This window comes from Streptomyces sp. NPDC048514 (assembly GCF_043199955.1).
GTDB lineage: Bacteria > Actinomycetota > Actinomycetes > Streptomycetales > Streptomycetaceae > Streptomyces.
Map to the genome: position 1 here is coordinate 99,592 of NZ_JBICWT010000015.1, position 19,484 is coordinate 119,075.

Consider the following 19,484-nt stretch of genomic DNA (forward strand, 5'->3'; position numbering starts at 1 on the left):
GGTAAGACTTACCTAAGTCAGCGCGCCTTGGCGACCTCGTGTCGGTAACGTTGCCGACAGGCTGTCGGTAAAAGAGTACAAGAGAAAGCCCGCCCCCGGCAGGTGGGGGCGGGCCGGGCCGCGGTCACGGCAGGGTCAGGATCTCCGCGCCGGTGTCCGTCACCACCAGGGTGTGCTCGAACTGGGCGGTCCGCTTGCGGTCCTTCGTCACGACCGTCCAGCCGTCGTCCCACATGTCGTACTCGTGCGTGCCGAGCGTCAGCATCGGCTCGATCGTGAAGGTCATGCCGGGCTGGATGACCGTCGTGGCGTGCGGACTGTCGTAGTGCGGGATGATCAGCCCGGAGTGGAACGACGAGTTGATCCCGTGGCCCGTGAAGTCCCGGACCACCCCGTAGCCGAAGCGTTTGGCGTACGACTCGATGACCCGGCCGATGATGTTGATCTGCCGGCCGGGCTTCACCGCCTTGATCGCGCGGTTCAGGGACTCGCGGGTGCGCTCCACCAGCAGCCGGGACTCCTCGTCCACCTCACCCACCAGGTAGGTGGCGTTGTTGTCGCCGTGCACCCCGCCGATGTACGCGGTGACGTCCAGGTTGACGATGTCGCCGTCCCTGAGGACGGTCGAGTCGGGGATGCCGTGGCAGATGACCTCGTTGACCGAGGTGCACAGCGACTTGGGGAAGCCGCGGTAGCCCAGCGTGGACGGGTAGGCGCCGTGGTCGCACATGTAGTCGTGCGCGACCTTGTCCAACCGGTCCGTGGTGACCCCGGGCGCGATGATCTTCGCGGCCTCCGCCATCGCCCGCGCGGCGATACGGCCGGCGGTCCGCATGGCCTCGATGGTCTCCGGGATCTGCACCTCGGGCCCGGTGTACGGCGCCGGCGCGGGCTTGCCGACGTACTCGGGGCGGCGGATGTTTCCGGGAACGGAACGGACGGGGGACAGCTCCCCTGGTACGAGCAGCGACTGGCCAGACATGCCGGCGAGTCTATCGAGCGGACATGGGGGAACATGTCGATGGCGAGAGGAGCTGCCCCTATGGCCCTGTTCAAGAAGCGCACCGCCGGCAAGCCGGGTGAATGGTTCTACTGCCTGGAGCACAAGAAGGTCGAGGAGGGCCCGGACTGTCCGGGCAAGGACCGCTTCGGGCCGTACGCCTCCCGGCAGGAGGCGCAGGCCGCGATGGAGACGGCACGCGAGCGCAACCTCGAGTGGGAGAACGACCCACGCTGGCACGACGCGTCCGCGCGCGGCGAGAGCGACCCCGACTGATCAGCCGACGGTCTCCGCGGTGGTGGTCTCCGCGGCGGCGGTGCGCCGTCGCCGCATCCGTACCGCGTGCTCGTTGGTCCGGGCGTCGTACGTCATCAGACCGGGCAGGCACAGCGCGAGCAGGCCCATGACGCCCGCGCACGCCAGCCCGCCGGACCAGACCGAGGTCCGCACACCGGCCCAGGCGGCGAGACCGCCCGCCCGGACCTGGCCGAGCTGCGGGCCGACGGAGTAGGACAGCAGCTCGATCCCGGCGAGCCGGCCGCGCAGCTCGTCCGGGATCGTCTGGTTCCACATGGCGGCCCGGAAGACCCCGCTGACCATGTCGAAGCCGCCGCCGACGGTCAGGAGGAGCAGGACGAGCCAGACGTTCCCGCAGACGCCGGCCGCCGCCACCGCCAGCCCCCAGCCGGCGGCCGCCAGCACCACCATGAGCCCGTGCCGGTGGACCCGCGAGGTCCAGCCGCTGGTCAGGCTCACCAGCAGCGCTCCGGCCGGCAGAGCGGCGTACATCAGCCCGAGCGCCCAGTCGGCGTGCAGCTCGTCGGCCAGGAACGGCAGCACCGCCATGGGCATGGCCAGGAACATCGCCGCGAGGTCGACGGCGTACGTGCCGAGCAGCTCCTTGCGGCCCCAGGCGTACCGGGCGCCCTCCGCGACGGCTCCGAGCGAGGGCTTCGCGGCCTCCTCGGACGCCGGTGAGGGGGCGATCCGCACGACGTACGCCAGCGAGACGGCGAAGGTCAGCAGGTCGGCCGCGTACGCCCAGCCGAGCCCCGCGTAGGCGACGACCACGCCCGCGACCGCGGGGCCCGCGACTCCGCCGACGGTCCAGCGCAGCGAGTTCAGCGAGGCCGCGGCCGGCATGTCGTCGTGGGCGACGATCCGGGGCCACAGGGAGTCCAGCGCCGGGCGCTGCACGGAGACCAGGGCGGAGGAGAGGGCGGCGACGGCGTACAGCGGCCAGACCGCGGGGTGCGGCAGCAGGGCGTTCAGCAGCAGAGCGGCGCTGAGCAGGCCCTGGCCGGCCTCGGTCCACAGGATGAGCCCGCGCTTGTCGAGGGCGTCGGCCAGGGCGCCGCCGTACAGCCCACACACGATGAGCGGCAGCAGCTCCACAGCGCCGACCGCGCCCACGGCGGCCGCGGAGCCGGTGAGGTCCTTCAGCTGGACGGGGAGGGCGACGAAGGTCAGGAAACTACCGAAGCCGCTGATCAGCCCCGACTTCCAGAGCCGCCGGAAATCGGCGGAGGCCTTCCAGGGGGAGAGGTCGGGGAGCAGAGCACGGGTCACCGATGAATGCTCGACGGCCCGGCCCCACCGGGCAACCGATTTTCACGGGCCCCCGGCCGGCACGGGCCCCCGGCCGGTACAGGCCCCCGGCCGGTACAGGCCCCCGGCCGGTACGTCCTCCGTGTCCGGCTGGTGACGTCACCAGGGGGCCGGTGGCGGGGACGTCAGCGTGTCCGCCAGCCGGGACAGGCGGTCCCGGAGGCCCCGGCGTGTCCTCGTGGAGCCCGCGTTCTCGCCGGCCGCCGCGCTGACCAGGTGCTGCACGCTGTCCAGGTCCAGCTCCGCCCCCTCCGGCACCGCCAGCGTGTCGTGGGCCATCGCGGCCAGATCGCCGCCGCCGGCGCCCAGCGCCAGCACCGTGACCCCGGCCCGCCGCGCGTCGTGCACCCGCTCCAGCAGCTCCGCGGGTTCCTCCGGCGCCACCACCAGCAGGGTCTCGCCGCGCCGCGCCGCCGTGATCCGGCCCGGCCCCACCGCCAGGTGCGCCGGGCCGGCAGGGCTCCCGTGCTGCCGTACCAGCGTCGGCTTCAGCTCCGGCGTGCCCGACCAGGCCGCCTCGTCCACCAGGTGGGCGGCGAGGTGCCAGGGCTCGTACTCGGGCGTGCCCACCAGCAGCAGCCCGCCCCCGTGCGCCACCACCGACCCGCGCAGCAGCCCGGCGAACCTCCGGGTGGCCCCCACCCACTCGGTCCCGGCGAGTACTTCCCGCAGCAATGCGACCCGTACGGCGTCCATGGGCCCGCATCCTGCCGCAGACGGGCACTTGTGACGCCGAGTTCACCCCGAATTCGCCCGCCCCGGGGACGGTGACGCATCATCGCCCCCCTACGAGGAGCCGCCCGATGACCGACGCGACCGTCCCCTTCCGCGCGGGCCAAGAGGGATACGCCGCCTTCCGGATCCCGGCGGTGGTGGTCACCCGCGACCGCACACTGCTCGCCTTCTGCGAGGGCCGGGCCGACTCCGCGGCCGACCACGGGCACATCGACATCGTGCTGAAGCGGTCCACGGACGGCGGCCGCACCTGGGGGCCGCTGTCCGTCGCCGCGAGCAACGGCGAGAACCTGGCCGGCAATCCCGCCCCCGTCGTGCTCGACACCGGCCGGATCCTGCTCGTGCACGTCCGGGCCGCGGCCGGCGCCACCGAGGCCGCCATCCTGCGCGGACAGGTCGCGGACGCCGACGGGCGGCGGGTGTGGGTGCAGCACAGCGACGACGACGGTGCCACCTGGTCCGCACCCAGGGAGATCACCGGGCAGGTGAAGAAGCCCGGCTGGCGCTGGTACGCCACCACACCCGGGCACGCACTCCAGCTGAGCACCGGCCGCGTCCTCGTACCGGCCAACCACACCCTGCCGCCCACCGGCACCGACACCGGCGCCGAGGCGAAGTACAACAGCGGTCACTGCCTGCTCAGCGACGACCGCGGCGAGAGCTGGTACCTCGGTTACCTCGACGAGAACACCGACGGCTACGTCAACGTCAACGAGACCACCGCCGCCGAACTCCCCGACGGCCGCGTCTACCTCAACACCCGCAACGACTCCCCGTCGCCCGGCAACCGCGCGGACGCCCACTCCGCGGACGGCGGGCGGACACTCCACAAGCCCTTCCGGCCGCAGGCCGGGCTCACCGCACCGGTCTGCGAGGCCGCCGTCCTCCAGCTCCGCGACCCCGACCTGCTCCTGTTCTCCGCCCCGGCCGACCCCGCGGCCCGCGCCCTGATGACCCTGCGGGTCTCCACCGACGGCGGCACCACCTGGCGCACCGCGCACACCGTCGACGGACTGCCCGCCGCCTACTCCGACCTGGTCCGCGTCGACCGGGGCACGGTCGGGCTCCTCTACGAGACGGGCGACTTCGGCGCGTACGAGACGATCACTTTCCGCCGGGTGCCCGTGCGCTTGCTGGAGAGAGCCGGTGCCGGTCCCGCGACGCACGTAGAGTCGGGGCCATGACCTCTACCGACAGCGCACAGAAGGCCCCCGCCAAGGACCCCTGGGACCTGCCCGACGTCTCCGGGTACGTCGTCGGCGTGCTCGGCGGCACCGGGCCGCAGGGCAAGGGCCTCGCCTACCGGCTCGCCCGGGCCGGCCAGAAGGTGATCATCGGCTCGCGGGCCGCCGAGCGGGCGCAGGCCGCCGCCGCGGAACTCGGCCACGGCGTCGAGGGCGCCGACAACGCCGAGACCGCGCGCCGCAGCGACATCGTGATCGTCGCCGTACCGTGGGACGGCCACGGCGACACGCTGAAGTCCCTGCGTGAGGACCTGGCCGGCAAGCTCGTCGTGGACTGCGTCAACCCGCTCGGCTTCGACAAGAAGGGCGCCTACGCCCTCACGCCGGAGGAGGGCAGCGCCGCCGAGCAGGCCGCCGCCCTGCTGCCGGACTCCCGGGTCACCGCCGCCTTCCACCATCTGTCCGCCGTCCTGCTGGAGGACCCGCAGATCGAGCAGATCGACACCGACGTGATGGTGCTCGGCGAGGAGCGCGCCGACGTGGAGATCGTGCAGGCGCTGGCCGGGCGCATCCCCGGCATGCGGGGGATCTTCGCGGGCCGGCTGCGCAACGCCCACCAGGTCGAGTCGCTCGTCGCGAACCTGATCTCCGTCAACCGCCGGTACAAGGCACACGCCGGGCTGCGCCTCACCGACGTGTGAGCCCTGCGAAGCGATGGGGGACACTGGTCGTCGTAGCAGTGTCCCCCGCAAGGAGCCGGCCCCCATGCCCCGCATCGCCCTCTACACCCTGATCGTCTGCGTCCTCGCCGTCACCGCGGCGGTCGTCTCCTTCGTCCAGGGCAGCTGGCTGGGGATCGTCTGGGTGCTGCTGGCGGGCCTGACGTCCAACATGACCTGGTACTACCTCAAGCGCGGCAAGGCCGAGGCGGCCCGAAGCGGTTCCGTCACGGGCTGATCGAGCAGTACTCGTCGGTGCCCGTCCAGAACCGGTAGAGCTGCTGTCCGCAGTACCGGTCGCGCACGTCGATGCCCAGACCGCGCAGGATCGCGTCGATCACGTCGAAGAACGCGCTGTTGACCGACGGCACCCACAGCAACGCGAACACGAACAGCAGACCGAACGGCGCGAAGGGCTCCACCTGCCGCTTCAGCCGGTACGACAGCCACGGCTCGATGACGCCGTAACCGTCCAGGCCGGGGACCGGCAGGGAGTTCAGGATGGCCGCCGTCACCTGGAGCAGGGCGAGGAACGCCAGCGCGTACCGGAAGTCGCGGGGCACCCCGTCCAGCGCGTGCAGCCAGAACGGCGCGGTGCACACGGCGGCGAACAGGACGTTCGTCAGCGGGCCGGCCGCCGAGATCAGGCTGTGCCGCCAGCGGCCCCTGATGCGGTCGCGCTCGATGAACACCGCTCCGCCCGGCAGACCGATCCCGCCCATGATCGCGAACAGCACCGGGAGCACGATGCTCAGCAGCGCGTGCGTGTACTTCAGCGGGTCCAGCGTGAGATACCCCTTGGCGCCGACCGAGATGTCGCCGCTGTGCAGGGCGGTGCGCGCGTGCGCGTACTCGTGCAGGCACAGGGAGACGATCCAGGCCGCCGTGACGAACAGGAACACCGCGATGCCCGGCTGAGCGGCGAACCCCGTCCAGGTGGCCCACCCCGTCACCGCCGTCACGGCCAGGATCCCGACGAACACGGGACTGACCCGCCGATCGCCGTGGCGGGTGGTGGCGGTGGTCATGGGCGGACTCCTGGGTACGGGGGACGATCGGGGACTGCGACCGTACCGGCCGCGCACGCAACGGGAAAACGTCTCGCGGCGGCCGCCCGGTTCCTGGAAGGTGAGGGAACGGCACGGATGAGGGTGTTCCACGAGGACGCCCTCGACGTCCCCGGCGCCGCGCCGGGTGAGCCCCGTGACCGGTGTTGAAGGCTCCGGAGACAATGGACCCCGTGCGTTATCAGCTGCTCGGCACCACTCAGGCAATCCGCCCCGACGGCACGGCCGTCCCGGTCGGCGGGGCGCGGTTGCGTGCCCTGCTCGGCGTGCTCGCGCTGCGGGCCGGCCGGACCGTCCCGGTCGGCGTACTGGTCGAGGAGGTCTGGGACACCGATCCGCCGGCCGACGCCGGCGGCGCGCTCCAGGCGCTCGTCGGCCGGCTGCGGCGGACCCTCGGCGCGGACTCCGTCGCCTCCGCCGACGGCGGCTACCGGCTCACCGCCACCCCCGACGACGTCGACCTCACCCGCTTCGAACGGCTCACCGGCGACGGCCTGCGCGCCCTCGCCGACGGCGACCCGGCCAAGGCCGCCGGCGTCCTGGACGACGCCCTCGCCCTGTGGCACGGTCCCGCCCTCGCCGACCTGCCCGGCCACACCGCCGAGGCGGCCCGCTGGGAGACCCGCCGGCTCGACGCGCTGCGCGCCCGGCACACCGCCGCCCTCGCCCTCGGGCAGGCCGAGCAGTCGCTGCCCGAGCTGACCGCGCTGTGCGACGGCCACCCGCTGGACGAGCCGCTGCAGGCGCTGCGACTGCGCGCCCTGCGCGCCGCCGGCCGGCCCGCCCAGGCGCTCGCCGGCTACGAGGACGTACGCCGGCTGCTCGCCGACCGGCTCGGCTCCGATCCCGGCCCCGAGCTGCGCGCCCTGCACGCCGAGCTGCTGAGCGAGGCGCCCGCGGACGCGGAGCCCGCGGCCCGGACCGGGAACCTGCCCGCCCGGCTCACCTCCTTCGTCGGCCGGGAGGCCGACATCGAGGCGATCGGCGCCGATCTCGCCACGGCCCGCCTGGTCACCCTGCTCGGGCCCGGCGGCGCCGGGAAGACCCGGCTGTCCCAGGAGGCCGCCGAGGCGGTACGGCACACCGCCCGGGACGGGGTGTGGCTGGCCGAACTGGCTCCCGTGGACGACCCGGACGCCGTACCGCAGGCCGTGCTCACCGCCATCGGCGCCCGCGAAACCGTGCTGCACGGAGCCGGCGTGGAGGGCATGCGTGCGGTCTCGGACCGGCACGGCCCCGTCGAGCGGCTCGTGGAGCACTGCGCCCGGCGCCGGATGCTGATCGTCCTGGACAACTGCGAGCACGTGATCGAGGCGGCCGCCCGGCTGACCGAGCGCCTGCTGGCCCGCTGCCCGGAACTGACCGTCCTCGCCACCAGCCGCGAGCCCCTCGGGGTGCCGGGGGAGCTGGTGCGGCCGGTGGAGCCGCTGCCCGAGCCGGTCGCGCTGCGGCTGCTGGCCGAGCGGGGCGCTGCGGCCCGGCCCGGATTCCGCGTCGCGGACGACCCCGGGGCCTGCGCGGAGATATGCCGTCGGCTCGACGGCCTGCCCCTCGCCATCGAGCTGGCGGCCGCCCGGCTGCGCATGCTCACCCCCCGGCAGATAGCCGACCGGCTCGACGACCGCTTCCGGCTGCTCACCTCCGGCAGCCGCACCCTGCTGCCCCGCCAGCAGACCCTGCGCGCCGTCGTGGACTGGTCCTGGGACCTGCTGGACGCGGACGAACGGGACGTCCTGTCGCGGCTGTCCGTCTTCGCGGGCGGCTGCGATCTGGCCGCCGCCGAGGCCGTGTGCGGCCCGGTCGCGCTGGACGCGCTCGGCTCCCTGGTCGACAAGTCCCTCGTGGTGGCCGCCCCGTCGGCGGACGGCACCATGCGCTACCGGCTGCTGGAGACCGTCGCGGAGTACGCCGCCGAACGGCTCGACGAGACCGGCGGCCGTGCCGGGGCCGAACGCGCCCATCTGACGTACTACCGCGAACTCGCCCGCACCACCGACCCGTTGCTGCGCGGCCCGGAGCAGCGCACCGCCATCGAACGGTTCCAGCGGGAGTACGAGAACCTGCGCACCGCGCTGCGGCACGCCGTCGCCCTAGGCGACGAGCAGGAGGGGCTCTCCCTGGTGCTGTCCCTGGTCTGGTACTGGCAGATGCGCGATCTGCGCATCGAGTGCCGCGGCTGGTCCGAGGAGGTGATGGCGCTCGGCCCCGACCCGTTCACCGAGCCGGTGCGCAGGGCCCGTCCGGTCTGGCAGCGGTGCACCGACACCCCGCCCCCGCTGACCGGCGAACTGCTCGCCGAGGCCCGGCGCGGCCTCCACCTGGCCCATCTCGCCTGCATGGACACCGAGTTGCAGGCCTGGCAGACCCCCGAGGCGCAGGCCAAGCTGCGTGTCATCACCCAGGTCTACGAGCCCGGCCTCCCGCAGTCCTGCCGCGCCCCCGGCATGGCGTGGTTCTTCGCGGAGATGCTCACCAGAGGTGCGGAACGGCTGAACACGATCATCGACGCCGCCGTGCGGACCTGCCGGGACACCCCCGGCTTCGAATGGGAGCTGGCCGGTTCCCTGCAGATGCGCGCCAACGTGCTCGCCAACCGCACCGAATCGGCGGGAGAGGCCTTCCGGGACGCCGACGAGGCCCTGCGGATCTACCGCCGCCTCGGCGACGAGTGGGGCACCGCCGAGGCGCTGTCCGCCCGGGGCGAGGCCCATGAACGCGGAGGCGCCCACCAGGAGGCGGCCGCCGACTACAAGGCGGCCATCGACCACGCCGCACGCCTCGGTGCCCGCGCCCAGATCGCCGTGCTCCGCGCCCGCCTGGGCAGCGCCTACCTGGAGTCGGGCGACACCGAGCGCGGCGAACGGCTGCTCCGCGACGTCATCGCGAGCCAGGAGGGCACCCACAACGAAGGGATGCCGGCCGCCCGGCTCTTCCTCGCCGGCTGGCTGGGGCTGAGCGACCGCGTCCCCGAGGCGCGCGAGCAACTCCGGCAGCTGCGCGACGAGTTCAAGATCGCCCACTTCGTCGTCTTCGACGCGCTGATCCTGTGCCAGGAGGCCTTGATGGACGCCGTCGAGGGCCAGGGCGAAGAGTCCCTGCAGAAGGTCCGCCGGGCCCTGGGGCTCGCCACCGACCCCCTCTCCCAGACGCTCACCCCGCACCTGCACTCCCTCTGCCTCGCCGTCGGGGCGATGGCCCTGACCGCCCTCGACGACGCAGACCGCGCCGGTGACGCCGCCCGCTGCCTGTCCGCCGCCACCGCCCTGCTGCCGGCCGGCCACGCCCTGTCCCGCCTGGAGCGCCTCGGGCAGGAGCTGGCCGAGACCCGGATCCGGCGGAAGCTCGACGGGGCCGCGTACGAGGCCGCATACGCCGAGGGCGGTGGCCTCTCCCTCGCGGAGGCCACCGCCCTGCTCTGAACCGGCGTGGGTCAGCTCTTCGTACGGAACTTGTGGATCGCGACCGGCGCCATCACCGCGGTGAGCCCGACCGACCAGATCAGCGTGACCCACAGGTCGTGCGCGACCGGGCCGCCCTCCATCAGGCCGCGCGCGGTGTCGGCCAGCGCGGACAGCGGGTTGTAGTCGGTGAAGTTCTGCAGCCAGCCCGGCATCGAGGCGGTCGGCGCGAAGATCGACGAGCCGAACTGCAGCGGCATCAGCACCAGGAAGCCCATGGCCTGCACGGACTGCGCGCTCTTCATGATCACGCCGAGCGTGAGGAACACCCACATCAGCGACGAGCCGAACACCACGGACAATCCCACGGCGGCCAGCAGACCGCTCCAGTGGTGGATGTCGTAGCCCACGAGGACGGCGACCACCATCAGCACCGTGGTCGCGAACAGCATCCGCATCAGCTCCACCGCGATCTTCGCGAAGAGCACGGAACCGCGGCCGATGGGCAGCGAGCGGAAGCGGTCCATGACACCGGAGTTGAAGTCCTGGTTGAAGCCGGTGCCCACGCCCTGGGCCATGTTCATGCCCATCATGGCCATCAGGCCGGGCACGATGTACTGGACGTACTGGTCCTGTCCGCCGCCCATGGCCTTGCCGATCGAGCCGCCGAAGACGTACACGAACAGCAGGGTGAAGATCACCGGGAACAGGATCGCGTCGAACATCGACTCCGGGTCCTGCCGGATCCACAGCAGGTTGCGCCGGACGAGCGCTCCGGTGTGCCGCAGATGCCCGCGCAGCGGGATACGGGCGTCGCCCGCCATGCCGGCGGACGGGATGGTGGTGGCGCTCATACGGCGACCTCCTCGCGGGATTCGGCGGGCGTGGCGTCCTGCGGGGCACTGGCGCGGTGGCCGGTGAGGGACAGGAACACCTCGTCCAGGCTGGGCAGTTCGGTGGTGATGGAGGAGATCGTGATGCCGCGCGCGGTGACCGCGCCGACCACCGCGGTCAGCTGTTCGTCGCTGAGGATCGGCACCAGCAGGGTGCCGGTCGCGGTGTCCACGGTGGTGGCCGCGAGCCCGGTGATGCCCAGCTCGTCCAGCATGTCGGCGAGCGGCCGCAGCTCCCGCGGGTCCAGCGGGCGCACCCGCAGGGTGCGGCCGCCGACCCGGGCCTTCAGCTCCTCGATGCCGCCGCTCGCGATGACCTTGCCGCGGTCCACGACGGTCAGCTCGGAGGCGAGCTGCTCGGCCTCCTCCATGTACTGGGTGGTGAGCAGCACGGTGACGCCGTCGCCGACCATCGCCTTCACCTCGTCCCACACCTCGTTGCGGGTGCGGGGGTCGAGTCCGGTGGTCGGCTCGTCCAGGTAGAGCACGGCCGGGCGGCCGATCATCGAGGCGGCGAGGTCCAGCCGGCGGCGCATACCACCGGAGTACGTGCTCGCCGGGCGCTTGGCGGCCTCGGTGAGGGAGAACCGCTCCAGCAGCTCGTCGGCGCGGGCGCGGGCCTCCTTGCGGGGCAGGTCCAGCAGCCGGCCGATCATGTACAGGTTCTCCCAGCCCGGCAGCTTCTCGTCCACCGAGGCGTACTGTCCGGTCAGCCCTATCACCCGGCGCAGCTGCCTCGGCTGCCGTACGACGTCGTAGCCGGCCACGGTGGCCTGCCCGGCGTCCGGGGTGATCAGGGTGGACAGGATCCGTACCAGGGTGGTCTTGCCGGCGCCGTTCGGTCCGAGCACACCCATCACGGTGCCCTGGCGCACGTCCAGGTCGACGCCGTCCAGCGCCTTGGTCTCGCCGTAGTGCTTGACCAGCCCCCGAACGGACACGGCGTGGTTCCCGCCGGCGGGGTTGTCATCGATTCGCGTCATGACGAAGAAGGTGCCAGGTCCCACCGACAAACCACCGACAGCCCACCGACAGGGCACCGACAGCCCGTCGGCGGACTGTCGGTGGCCACCGCGTACGGGCCCCAAAACGGCGGCAGCCCGCCGACGGGGGATGATCGGCGGGCTGCCCGGTGTTTCCGCAATGGCCTAGTGGACGGCGTGCTCCTCCAGCGGGAAGGTGCCGCCGACGACGTCCTGCGCGAACTCCTTCACGGCGTCGCCCATGACCTCACGCAGGTTCGCGTACTTCTTGACGAACTTCGGCACCCGGCCGGGCGTCAGACCGAGCATGTCGGTCCACACCAGCACCTGCGCGTCCGTCTCCGCCCCGGCACCGATGCCGACGGTCGGGATGTGCAGGATGCGCGTGACCTCGGCCGCCAGCTCCGCGGGAACCAGCTCCAGCACGACCGCGAAGGCACCCGCGTCCTGCACGGCCTTCGCGTCCCGCAGCAGCTGCTGCGCCGCCTCCTCGCCGCGGCCCTGCACGCGGTAGCCCATCGTGTTGACGGACTGCGGGGTGAGGCCGATGTGCGCCATCACCGGGATGCCGGCCTCCACCAGCAGCCGGATCTGCTCGTGCGAGCGCTCGCCGCCCTCCAGCTTCACCGCGCCGACCCCGGCCTCCTTCACCAGCCGGGTCGCCGAGCGCAGCGCCTGCACCGGACCCTCCTGGTAGGAGCCGAAGGTCAGGTCGGCGACGATCAGCGCGCGCTGCGTGCCGCGTACGACGGCCGCCGAGAGCATGGAGATCTCGTCGAGGGTGACGGGGACGGTGGTCTCGTACCCGAGGTGGCAGTTGCCCGCCGAGTCGCCGACCAGGATCACCGGGATGCCGGACTCGTCGAAGACGGACGCGGTCATCGCGTCGTAAGCGGTGAGCATGGGCCACTTCTCGCCACGCTCCTTGGCGAGGGCGATGTCGCGGACGGTGATGCGGCGAGTGCCCTTCCCCCCGTACAGCGCCTTGCTGCCGTCGGAAGGCTTGTTCTGGGCAGCCGAAAGCTGCGTCATGGCAACGGCTCCTTCAGTCATCTCGAGGCACCCTGACGGCGTCCCCGGATCGTCTCCATGGTGGCACCTCGTGCCAGTGAGGGCCAGAGGGGTCCCCTGTGATCCCCGGCCATGGCCGAAAACCGTGTAAGGCGTTGGTAAAAAGATTAGATACGAGACGGTGCCGTATCGAAATGATCGTAGGCTCGGAAACATGACAAGTTCCGTCCCTGCCCCCCGGATACCGGAAGCCGTACACCGGCGCCGCTGGGCGATTCTCGGCGTGCTGATGCTGAGCCTGCTGATCGTGGTGCTCGACAACTCGATCCTGAACGTCGCCATCAAGACCATCGCCACCCCGGCGCCGACCGGCCTCGGCGCCAGCCAGAGCCAGATCGAGTGGGCGATCAACGCCTACACCCTCGTCTTCGCCGGCCTGCTGTTCACCGCCGGTCTCGTGGGGGACCGCCTCGGCCGCAAGAAGGTGCTGCTCGGCGGCATCGCCGTGTTCGGCATCGGCTCCGCGCTCGCCGCCGAGTCCGGCTCCCCGGGCCAGCTGATCACCTACCGCGCCCTGATGGCCCTCGGTGCCGCCTTCGTCATGCCCGCCACCCTCGCGGTGCTGATGAACGTCTTCGAGCGCGACGAGCAGCCCAAGGCCATCGGCATCTGGGCCGGCGGCGTGGGCCTCGCCATCGCCATCGGCCCGATCACCGGCGGCGCGCTCCTCGACCACTTCTGGTGGGGCTCGGTCTTCCTCGTCAACGTGCCGATCGTGATCGTCGCGCTCGCGCTGATGGCCTGGCTGGTGCCCGACTCCCGCGATCCCAGCCCCGGCCGCCTCGACCCCGTCGGAGTGGTCCTGTCCGTCGTCGGCCTGGTGCTGCTGGTGTACGGCATCATCAAGGGTGGCGAGCTGGCCGACTTCACCGACGCCAAGGTGCTCGGGACCATCATCGCCGGCGCCGTCGTGCTGGCCGTCTTCGTCGTCTTCGAGAAGCGCAGCGACCACCCCTCGCTCGACGTCAGCTACTTCAGGAACAAGGTCTTCTCGGCCGCCATGAGCGCCATCGCGCTGGTCTTCTTCGCGCTGATGGGCGTCACGTTCTTCGGTGTCTTCTACACCCAGAGCGTGCGCGGCTACTCCCCGCTGGAGTCCGGCGTGCTGATGCTGCCGCTCGCCGTCGCCCAGCTGATCTTCGCGCCCCGTGCCCGGCTGCTGGTCGACCGGTTCGGCAACAAGGCGACGACCACCGCGGGCCTGGTGCTGATCGCGGTGACGCTGGCCGTGTTCGCCACCTTCGAGGCCGACACGCCGATCTGGCTGCTGGAGGTCGTCTTCTTCCTCATGGGCACCGGCATGGCCCACATCATGACGCCGACCTCGGTCGTCATCATGCAGGCGCTGCCGCGGGAGAAGGCCGGGTCCGCCTCCGCGCTCAGCAACACCTTCCGCCAGGTCGGCGGCGCCCTCGGCATCGCCGTCCTCGGCTCCGTGCTGGCCGCCTCGTACCGCAACGGCATCGAGGGCAAGCTCGGCGCCCTGCCGCCCGGCCTGCGCGACACCGCCGCCGAGTCCATCGAGGCCACCCTGGGCGTCGCCGAGAAGCTCGGCCCGCAGGGCAGGGCCCTGATCACCCCGGCCGACGACGCGTTCCTGCACGCCATGCACATCACCGCCCTGTGCGGCACGGGCGTCGCGCTGGTCGGCGCCCTGGTGACCTTCCTGTTCCTGCCGGGCAAGCCGCCGGCCGGTCAGAAGGGCGAGAAGGAACAGGAATTGGTCGGCGCCACGGACTGACGGTCCAGCGGAACTCCACGGGGGAAGGAGGCGGCTGCGGGACAATGCCCGCAGCCCGAGAGAGGACGGATCGACGTGAGTCTTGCCGACAGCCGGCCGCGCCCGGTCGTACCGGCGCGGGGCCGGCCGCGCAGCGAAGCCGTGGAACGCGCCATCGTGGAGGGCGTGGTCCGGCTCCTGGAGGAGGGCGTGCCCCTCGCGGAGCTGTCCATCGAGCGGGTCGCGCGCACGGCCGGGGTCGGCAAGGCCACCATCTACCGCCGCTGGAGCGGCAAGGAGGAACTGTTCGTCGACGTCGTACGCGCCGCCGAGCCTCCCGACCCCGAACTCCCCGGCACCGGCCTGCGCGACGACCTCGTGGTCCTGCTGGAGTCGCTGCGCCAGCGCGGGCTCGCGAGCCGTTCGTCGGCGATCCTGCACAACGTGTACGCCCAGATGAAGTCCAGCCCCAGGCTCTGGGCGGCCTACCACGCCAGCGTGATAGCGCCCCGGCGGGTCCTCGCGCTGGAGGTGCTGCGCCGCGCGCGGGACAACGGCGAACTGCGGCCGGACGTCGACCTGGAGCTGGCGAACGACATGTTCGTCGGCCCGATGCTGGTCCGCAGCGTCATGCGCCCCGACGCGGAGCTGCCCGACGGTCTGGCGGAGCGGATCGTCGACACGGTCCTGGAGGGCCTACGACCCGTCAGCTCGACAGCCTCGTCGCACTAATGTGCACGTTTCGTCACAGACGCCGTCCGGCCCGGCGGTGACAGGAACTCCCGGCCCCGCTTCGTTCGTCATCGTCTTCCGTACGGCCGTCATGGGACGGCGGGATCGGCACCGATCATCCCCTAGGGTCGGAAGAGCACGGGGACGAACGGTGTGCACGGCAGGCAGTGAGGCAGACGGTATGGCGCAGCAGGCGTACATGACGGAGACGGACAACGGCGGCTCGGGTCCCGAGCGACCGGGATCCCGGCTTCGACGCCTGGCGCACCGGCTGTTCGACGGCTGGCGCGGCGACCCGCGCGTCTGGCGCCGCGGCATCGTCGTCGCCGTGCTCGCCCTGCTGCTCGCCCTGGTGATGCTGGTGCACTCCCGCATCCCCAACCGGCTGGGCAACCTCGGCAGTCTCACCGAGACCTTCCTGCCCTGGCTGGGTCTCGCCATCCCGGTGCTGCTGGCCGTCGCCCTGGTCCGGAAGTCGGCGACGGCGCTGATCGCGCTGCTGCTCCCGGCGATCGTCTGGCTGAACCTCTTCGGCGGGCTGCTCGGCGACAAGACGGGCACCGGCGGCGACCTGATGGTGGCCACCCACAACGTCAACGCCGAGAACCCCGACCCCGCCGCGACCGCCACCGACGTCGCCGGGTCCGGCGCCCAGGTGCTGGCCCTGCAGGAGCTGCCCGCCTCCGCCGTGCCCGTCTACGAGAAGGCGCTCGCGCCGGAGTACAGGTACCACGCCGTCGTCGGCACGGTCGGGCTGTGGAGCAAGTACCCGATGAGCGACGTCCGGGCCGTGGACATCCGGCTCGGCTGGAAGCGGGCGATGCGGGCCACCGTGACGACCCCGCGGGGCCCGGTCGCGGTCTACGTGGCGCACATGCCCTCGGTGCGGGTGAAGGTGGAGGCCGGCTTCACGGCCCGGCAGCGCGACAAGAGCGCCGACGCGCTCGGCGAGGCCATCGCCGACGAGACGCTGCAGCGGGTCGTCCTGCTCGGCGACCTCAACGGCACGATGAACGACCGCTCGCTCAACGCCGTCACCTCGCAGCTGCGCTCCACGCAGGGTGCGGCGGGCAGCGGCTTCGGCTTCAGCTGGCCGGCGTCGTTCCCGATGGCGCGGATCGACCAGATCATGGTCAAGGGCGTCGAGCCGGAGAGCTCCTGGACCCTTCCGCGCACGAACAGCGATCACCTGCCGATCGCCGCCCGCGTCAAGATGTGAGGCATCCCACAGCCGCGTCGTGAGGACCACCACACCGGCAACCGCGCCTCCAGTCTCTGGAATACTCGGCCCGAGAGGCTTTGTTCCGTACGGGAACATACCCGGAATCTGTACGGCACCACCCTCTCTGGAAGGTTCTTCATGCCCCTGGCCCTGCTCGCCCTCGCCGTGGGCGCCTTCGGCATCGGCACGACCGAGTTCGTGATGATGGGGCTCCTCCCCGACGTCGCGGACGACCTGCACATCTCGATCCCCGCCGCCGGCCACCTGGTCTCGGCGTACGCGCTGGGCGTCGTCATCGGCGCCCCGCTGCTGGCCGCCGCGACGGCGCGGATGTCCCGCCGCACGGTGCTCATCGCCCTGATGGCCCTGTTCGTCGCGGGCAACGCGCTGTCCGCGTTCGCCCCGGGCGACGGCTCGCTGCTGGCCGCCCGCTTCGTCAGCGGCCTGCCGCACGGCGCCTTCTTCGGCGTGGGCGCGGTCGTCGCCACCAGCATGGTCGCGCCGGAGCGCAAGGCCCGCTCCGTGTCGCTGATGTTCCTCGGCCTGACGGTCGCCAACGTCGCGGGCGTGCCCGTCGCCACGCTGATGGGCCAGCATCTCGGCTGGCGGGCCACGTTCCTCGGCGTGAGCGCGATCGGCCTGGCCGCGATAGCGTCCCTGGCCCTGCTCATCCCGCGCGACCACACCCACGCCTCCGCGACCGGCCTGCGCGGCGAGCTGGCCGCCCTGAAGCCGCTGCCGGTCTGGCTGGCCCTCGGCACCACGGTGGCGGGCTTCGGCGCCCTCTTCGCGGCCTACAGCTACGTCACCCCGATGCTGACCGGCTCCGCCGGCTTCGCCGAGGCGAGCGTGACCCTGCTCCTCGCGCTGTTCGGCGTGGGCGCCACCGTCGGCAACCTGCTGGGCGGCCGGCTCGCCGACCACTCCCTGCGCGGCACGCTCTTCGGCGGCCTGGCCGCGCTGGCGGTCGTCCTCGCGTTCTTCCCGCTGCTGATGGGCGCCGAATGGAGCGCGGCGGTGGCGGTGACCCTGCTCGGCATGGCGGCGTTCGTCACCGGTTCCCCGCTCCAGCTGATGGTCATGGAGAAGGCGTCGGCGGCCCCCTCGCTGGCCTCCTCCGCCAACCAGGCGGCCTTCAACCTGGCCAACGCCGGTGGCGCCTGGATCGGGGGCCTGGCCCTCGCGGCGGGCTTCGGGGTGACGTCCCCCGCGCTCACCGGAGCGGCCCTCGCCGTCCTGGGTCTGGGCGTGGCGGGAGTGGCGTACGCGGTCGACCGCCGCCGGGAGACTCCGTCGGCCGGCCGGGTGGTCACCTCCCACCTGCCGGCGGAGTCCGGGGCGCTGCACCGCTGACCCGCCGAGGGCCGCTCCGGCGAGCCCGCTCAGGGGATCACCAGGTGACCGGCAGCCGCACCGGGAAGCGGCGGATGGTGCCGGTGTCCCACTCGATGTCCTCGGGTGCGACGGCCAGGCGCAGGTGCGGGAAGCGGGTCAGCAGGCCGGTGACGGCGCTCTCCAGCTCCGCCCGTGCGAGCGGCGCGGCGAGGCAGTGGTGGCCGCCCCACCCGAACGTCATGTGCGGGCGCACCGGCCGTTCGAGGTCCAGCGTGTGCGGATCGGGGAAGACGGCCGGGTCACGGTTGGCCGCCAGGTAGGACACGTGCACGTAGTCGCCGGCCTCGATGGCGGTTCCCTCGACCTCCGCGTCCTCCAGGGCGATCCGCGGGATGCCCACGCCCTTGCGGAAGGGGATGAACCGCAGCAGCTCCTCCAGCGCGGCGGTGAACCGGCCGGAGTCGCACACCAGCGTGGCGCGCTCCTCGAACCGGGTCAGCAGCAGGTAGACGATGTTGCTGATCTGGCAGGTCGCCGTGTCGTTGCCGCTGAGGATGAGCGTCACGGCCATGACCGCCAACTCGTCGTCGGTCAGCGGCTCCTCGCCCGGCGACATCGGTGCGGTGGCCATCGCGCTGAGCAGGTCCTCACCCGGTGTCCTGCGCCGGGCCGGGAGCAGCTCGGCGAAGTACTCCCGCAGGGCCGCCTTGGCGTCGGCCGCGTCCTTGCGGGCGTCCGGAGAGGTGGCCAGCAGCCGCATCGTGTACGTGCGCAGCAGCTCGCGGTCGGTCTCCGGTACGGCCAGCAGCTCGCAGATCGTGAGGTGGGGCAGGGGAACCGACAGACGCGTCACCAGGTCGGCGGGCGGCCCCTCCTCGGCCACCGCCGACAGCAGCTTGGCCACGACCCCCTCCACGGCCGGCCGCATGGCCGCCACCCGCTCCCGGGTGAACGCCTGCGCCGCCGCCTGCCGCAACCGGGTCACGTACGGCGGGTCCGTCACGTTGATCGATTCCGGTGACACGATCGGCTCCGGCGTCATCCTCGGATAGTCCCGCCCGATGATCGCCGCCCGGCTGAACCGGGGATCGCACGTCACCTGGCGCACGCCGGCGAAGCTGGTCACCAGCCACGCCTCGGCCTCACCGTAGGGCAGCCGGATCCGGCTGACCGGGCCCCGCTCCGCCAGCGAGGCCAGCGAGGGGTCGTACTCCAGCGCGTCGGCGAAGTCGAAGGGGCAGTCGAGTACCTCAGAGTCGTGGAACGACATACAGCCTCCTTGGTGCGCCCCCGGGCGCGTGGCTCCCGAGGGCGTGCGAGGGCGACGGCCGTGCGTCTCCGGCGCGCTGGGGGAAGGCGCCGGCACGGACGGCCGCTGCTCGAAGTCGGTCTGTCGGGACGGCGGCGGAGCGTGATGCCACCCCGTCCCTGGAAAAGGTCATCACATGCCAATATGCGTCAGTTCGGCGCCCGCCGCAGAACAAGAGCTTCAGCCGATGAACCGGCTCCGACGGGGAGCGGCCGGTTCCCCCGGCCGGTCACCTCGGTGCGGGTCCGGGCGGGTCGGGGCCGGTCACCTCGGTCCGGGTGCGGGCGGGTCCCGGCCCGCCGGTGACTCCGACGGTCGCCGGGGCACCCTCACCCACCCGGTCGATGCCGTCCATGAGCAGTTCCGTGGCGCAGGACCGCAGCTCGAAGGTGTGCCCGCGCAGCCGGTGCCGCGGTTGCGGCGCCGCCCCCGTCCTCCCCGCCACCGCCTCGCTTAAGTCCGCGTAAACGCAGAAGGGGCGTGGGATCCGGCAGGACCCCACGCCCCC

Annotated in this window: 18 protein-coding genes; 9 read left to right on the forward strand and 9 right to left on the reverse strand. The window is 72.4% G+C overall.

What is annotated here, in order from left to right:
- Positions 1–124 precede the first annotated feature (124 nt).
- Positions 125–982 carry a type I methionyl aminopeptidase gene (map, locus tag ACGFT2_RS30260; protein ID WP_393284300.1) on the reverse strand — a complete coding sequence of 286 codons (858 nt, stop codon included), beginning with the start codon at positions 980–982 and terminating at the stop codon, positions 125–127.
- Between the two features lie 60 nt (positions 983–1,042).
- Here map and ACGFT2_RS30265 point away from each other — a divergent pair, with 60 nt between their 5' ends.
- The gene (locus ACGFT2_RS30265) at positions 1,043–1,276 is read left to right on the forward strand and encodes a hypothetical protein (protein WP_393284303.1); all 234 of its coding nucleotides are present in this window, start codon (positions 1,043–1,045) and stop codon (positions 1,274–1,276) included.
- Here the strand turns inward: ACGFT2_RS30265 and ACGFT2_RS30270 are convergent, their stop codons facing one another.
- Together ACGFT2_RS30270 and ACGFT2_RS30275 are read right to left on the reverse strand one after the other, a co-directional pair.
- Positions 1,277–2,569, reverse strand: a complete 1,293-nt coding sequence (locus ACGFT2_RS30270) for an MFS transporter (protein WP_393284306.1) — start codon at positions 2,567–2,569, stop codon at positions 1,277–1,279.
- Positions 2,570–2,707: 138 nt separating this feature from the next.
- Positions 2,708–3,304, reverse strand: coding sequence for a hypothetical protein (locus tag ACGFT2_RS30275; RefSeq protein ID WP_393284309.1), 597 nt, complete (start codon positions 3,302–3,304; stop codon positions 2,708–2,710).
- Positions 3,305–3,411: 107 nt separating this feature from the next.
- Between ACGFT2_RS30275 and ACGFT2_RS30280 the strand changes: the two genes are divergently transcribed.
- The 3 genes from ACGFT2_RS30280 to ACGFT2_RS30290 are packed head-to-tail and all read left to right on the forward strand — an operon-like array spanning position 3,412 to position 5,484.
- On the forward strand, positions 3,412–4,527 hold the full coding sequence (locus tag ACGFT2_RS30280) for an exo-alpha-sialidase (protein ID WP_393284312.1): 1,116 nt from the start codon (positions 3,412–3,414) through the stop codon (positions 4,525–4,527).
- Positions 4,524–5,228, forward strand: a complete 705-nt coding sequence (gene npdG, locus ACGFT2_RS30285; protein ID WP_393284315.1) for an NADPH-dependent F420 reductase — start codon at positions 4,524–4,526, stop codon at positions 5,226–5,228. Before ACGFT2_RS30280 ends, npdG begins: the two co-directional genes overlap by 4 nt.
- Positions 5,229–5,241: 13 nt before the next feature.
- Positions 5,242–5,484: a hypothetical protein gene (locus ACGFT2_RS30290; protein ID WP_393284318.1), complete on the forward strand. Its 243-nt coding sequence runs from the start codon at positions 5,242–5,244 to the stop codon at positions 5,482–5,484.
- Here the strand turns inward: ACGFT2_RS30290 and ACGFT2_RS30295 are convergent.
- The gene (locus ACGFT2_RS30295; protein ID WP_393284321.1) at positions 5,474–6,274 is read right to left on the reverse strand and encodes a site-2 protease family protein; all 801 of its coding nucleotides are present in this window, start codon (positions 6,272–6,274) and stop codon (positions 5,474–5,476) included. The genes ACGFT2_RS30290 and ACGFT2_RS30295 overlap by 11 nt on opposite strands.
- A gap of 203 nt (positions 6,275–6,477) precedes the next feature.
- Between ACGFT2_RS30295 and ACGFT2_RS30300 the strand changes: the two genes are divergently transcribed.
- Positions 6,478–9,732 (forward strand): BTAD domain-containing putative transcriptional regulator, encoded by a 3,255-nt coding sequence (locus tag ACGFT2_RS30300; protein WP_393284324.1) that lies wholly within the window; start codon positions 6,478–6,480, stop codon positions 9,730–9,732.
- A gap of 11 nt (positions 9,733–9,743) precedes the next feature.
- Here ACGFT2_RS30300 and ACGFT2_RS30305 read toward each other — a convergent pair whose 3' ends face one another.
- From ACGFT2_RS30305 to panB, 3 genes are all read right to left on the reverse strand, one after another.
- Positions 9,744–10,565, reverse strand: coding sequence for an ABC transporter permease (locus tag ACGFT2_RS30305; RefSeq protein WP_393284327.1), 822 nt, complete (start codon positions 10,563–10,565; stop codon positions 9,744–9,746).
- On the reverse strand, positions 10,562–11,587 hold the full coding sequence (locus ACGFT2_RS30310) for an ATP-binding cassette domain-containing protein (protein ID WP_393284329.1): 1,026 nt from the start codon (positions 11,585–11,587) through the stop codon (positions 10,562–10,564). The genes ACGFT2_RS30305 and ACGFT2_RS30310 overlap by 4 nt, the downstream gene beginning before the upstream one ends.
- Positions 11,588–11,752: 165 nt before the next feature.
- Positions 11,753–12,619 carry a 3-methyl-2-oxobutanoate hydroxymethyltransferase gene (panB, locus tag ACGFT2_RS30315; RefSeq protein ID WP_393284332.1) on the reverse strand — a complete coding sequence of 289 codons (867 nt, stop codon included), beginning with the start codon at positions 12,617–12,619 and terminating at the stop codon, positions 11,753–11,755.
- 193 nt (positions 12,620–12,812) lie between these two features.
- On the opposite strand from panB, the gene ACGFT2_RS30320 reads away from it, so the two are divergent.
- The 4 genes from ACGFT2_RS30320 (at position 12,813) to ACGFT2_RS30335 (ending at position 17,685) form a co-directional block, all read left to right on the forward strand.
- Positions 12,813–14,399, forward strand: coding sequence for an MFS transporter (locus tag ACGFT2_RS30320; protein WP_393284335.1), 1,587 nt, complete (start codon positions 12,813–12,815; stop codon positions 14,397–14,399).
- A gap of 75 nt (positions 14,400–14,474) precedes the next feature.
- The gene (locus ACGFT2_RS30325; protein WP_393284338.1) at positions 14,475–15,110 is read left to right on the forward strand and encodes a TetR/AcrR family transcriptional regulator; all 636 of its coding nucleotides are present in this window, start codon (positions 14,475–14,477) and stop codon (positions 15,108–15,110) included.
- A 181-nt stretch (positions 15,111–15,291) separates the two neighbouring features.
- On the forward strand, positions 15,292–16,329 hold the full coding sequence (locus ACGFT2_RS30330) for an endonuclease/exonuclease/phosphatase family protein (RefSeq protein ID WP_393284341.1): 1,038 nt from the start codon (positions 15,292–15,294) through the stop codon (positions 16,327–16,329).
- A gap of 141 nt (positions 16,330–16,470) precedes the next feature.
- The gene (locus ACGFT2_RS30335) at positions 16,471–17,685 is read left to right on the forward strand and encodes an MFS transporter (protein ID WP_393284344.1); all 1,215 of its coding nucleotides are present in this window, start codon (positions 16,471–16,473) and stop codon (positions 17,683–17,685) included.
- A 37-nt stretch (positions 17,686–17,722) separates the two neighbouring features.
- Here the strand turns inward: ACGFT2_RS30335 and ACGFT2_RS30340 are convergent, their stop codons facing one another.
- Together ACGFT2_RS30340 and ACGFT2_RS30345 are read right to left on the reverse strand one after the other, a co-directional pair.
- Complete coding sequence (locus ACGFT2_RS30340; protein WP_393284347.1) at positions 17,723–18,937, reverse strand: cytochrome P450; 1,215 nt, start codon at positions 18,935–18,937, stop codon at positions 17,723–17,725.
- 268 nt (positions 18,938–19,205) lie between these two features.
- On the reverse strand, positions 19,206–19,421 hold the full coding sequence (locus ACGFT2_RS30345) for a hypothetical protein (RefSeq protein ID WP_393284350.1): 216 nt from the start codon (positions 19,419–19,421) through the stop codon (positions 19,206–19,208).
- Positions 19,422–19,484: the final 63 nt, after the last annotated feature.

What these genes read in the sequence shown, in the direction of transcription:
- ACGFT2_RS30300 (WP_393284324.1), top strand. Translation starts at nt 6,478, where the DNA reads ATGGACCCCGTGCGTTATCAGCTGCTCGGCACCACTCAGGCAATCCGC.
- ACGFT2_RS30335 (WP_393284344.1), top strand. Translation starts at nt 16,471, where the DNA reads ATGCCCCTGGCCCTGCTCGCCCTCGCCGTGGGCGCCTTCGGCATCGGC.
- ACGFT2_RS30340 (WP_393284347.1), bottom strand. Translation starts at nt 18,937, where the DNA reads ATGTCGTTCCACGACTCTGAGGTACTCGACTGCCCCTTCGACTTCGCC.
- panB (WP_393284332.1), bottom strand. Translation starts at nt 12,619, where the DNA reads ATGACGCAGCTTTCGGCTGCCCAGAACAAGCCTTCCGACGGCAGCAAG.
- ACGFT2_RS30330 (WP_393284341.1), top strand. Translation starts at nt 15,292, where the DNA reads ATGGCGCAGCAGGCGTACATGACGGAGACGGACAACGGCGGCTCGGGT.
- ACGFT2_RS30275 (WP_393284309.1), bottom strand. Translation starts at nt 3,304, where the DNA reads ATGGACGCCGTACGGGTCGCATTGCTGCGGGAAGTACTCGCCGGGACC.
- ACGFT2_RS30290 (WP_393284318.1), top strand. Translation starts at nt 5,242, where the DNA reads ATGGGGGACACTGGTCGTCGTAGCAGTGTCCCCCGCAAGGAGCCGGCC.
- ACGFT2_RS30295 (WP_393284321.1), bottom strand. Translation starts at nt 6,274, where the DNA reads ATGACCACCGCCACCACCCGCCACGGCGATCGGCGGGTCAGTCCCGTG.
- npdG (WP_393284315.1), top strand. Translation starts at nt 4,524, where the DNA reads ATGACCTCTACCGACAGCGCACAGAAGGCCCCCGCCAAGGACCCCTGG.
- map (WP_393284300.1), bottom strand. Translation starts at nt 982, where the DNA reads ATGTCTGGCCAGTCGCTGCTCGTACCAGGGGAGCTGTCCCCCGTCCGT.
- ACGFT2_RS30280 (WP_393284312.1), top strand. Translation starts at nt 3,412, where the DNA reads ATGACCGACGCGACCGTCCCCTTCCGCGCGGGCCAAGAGGGATACGCC.
- ACGFT2_RS30305 (WP_393284327.1), bottom strand. Translation starts at nt 10,565, where the DNA reads ATGAGCGCCACCACCATCCCGTCCGCCGGCATGGCGGGCGACGCCCGT.
- ACGFT2_RS30265 (WP_393284303.1), top strand. Translation starts at nt 1,043, where the DNA reads ATGGCCCTGTTCAAGAAGCGCACCGCCGGCAAGCCGGGTGAATGGTTC.
- ACGFT2_RS30310 (WP_393284329.1), bottom strand. Translation starts at nt 11,587, where the DNA reads ATGACGCGAATCGATGACAACCCCGCCGGCGGGAACCACGCCGTGTCC.
- ACGFT2_RS30320 (WP_393284335.1), top strand. Translation starts at nt 12,813, where the DNA reads ATGACAAGTTCCGTCCCTGCCCCCCGGATACCGGAAGCCGTACACCGG.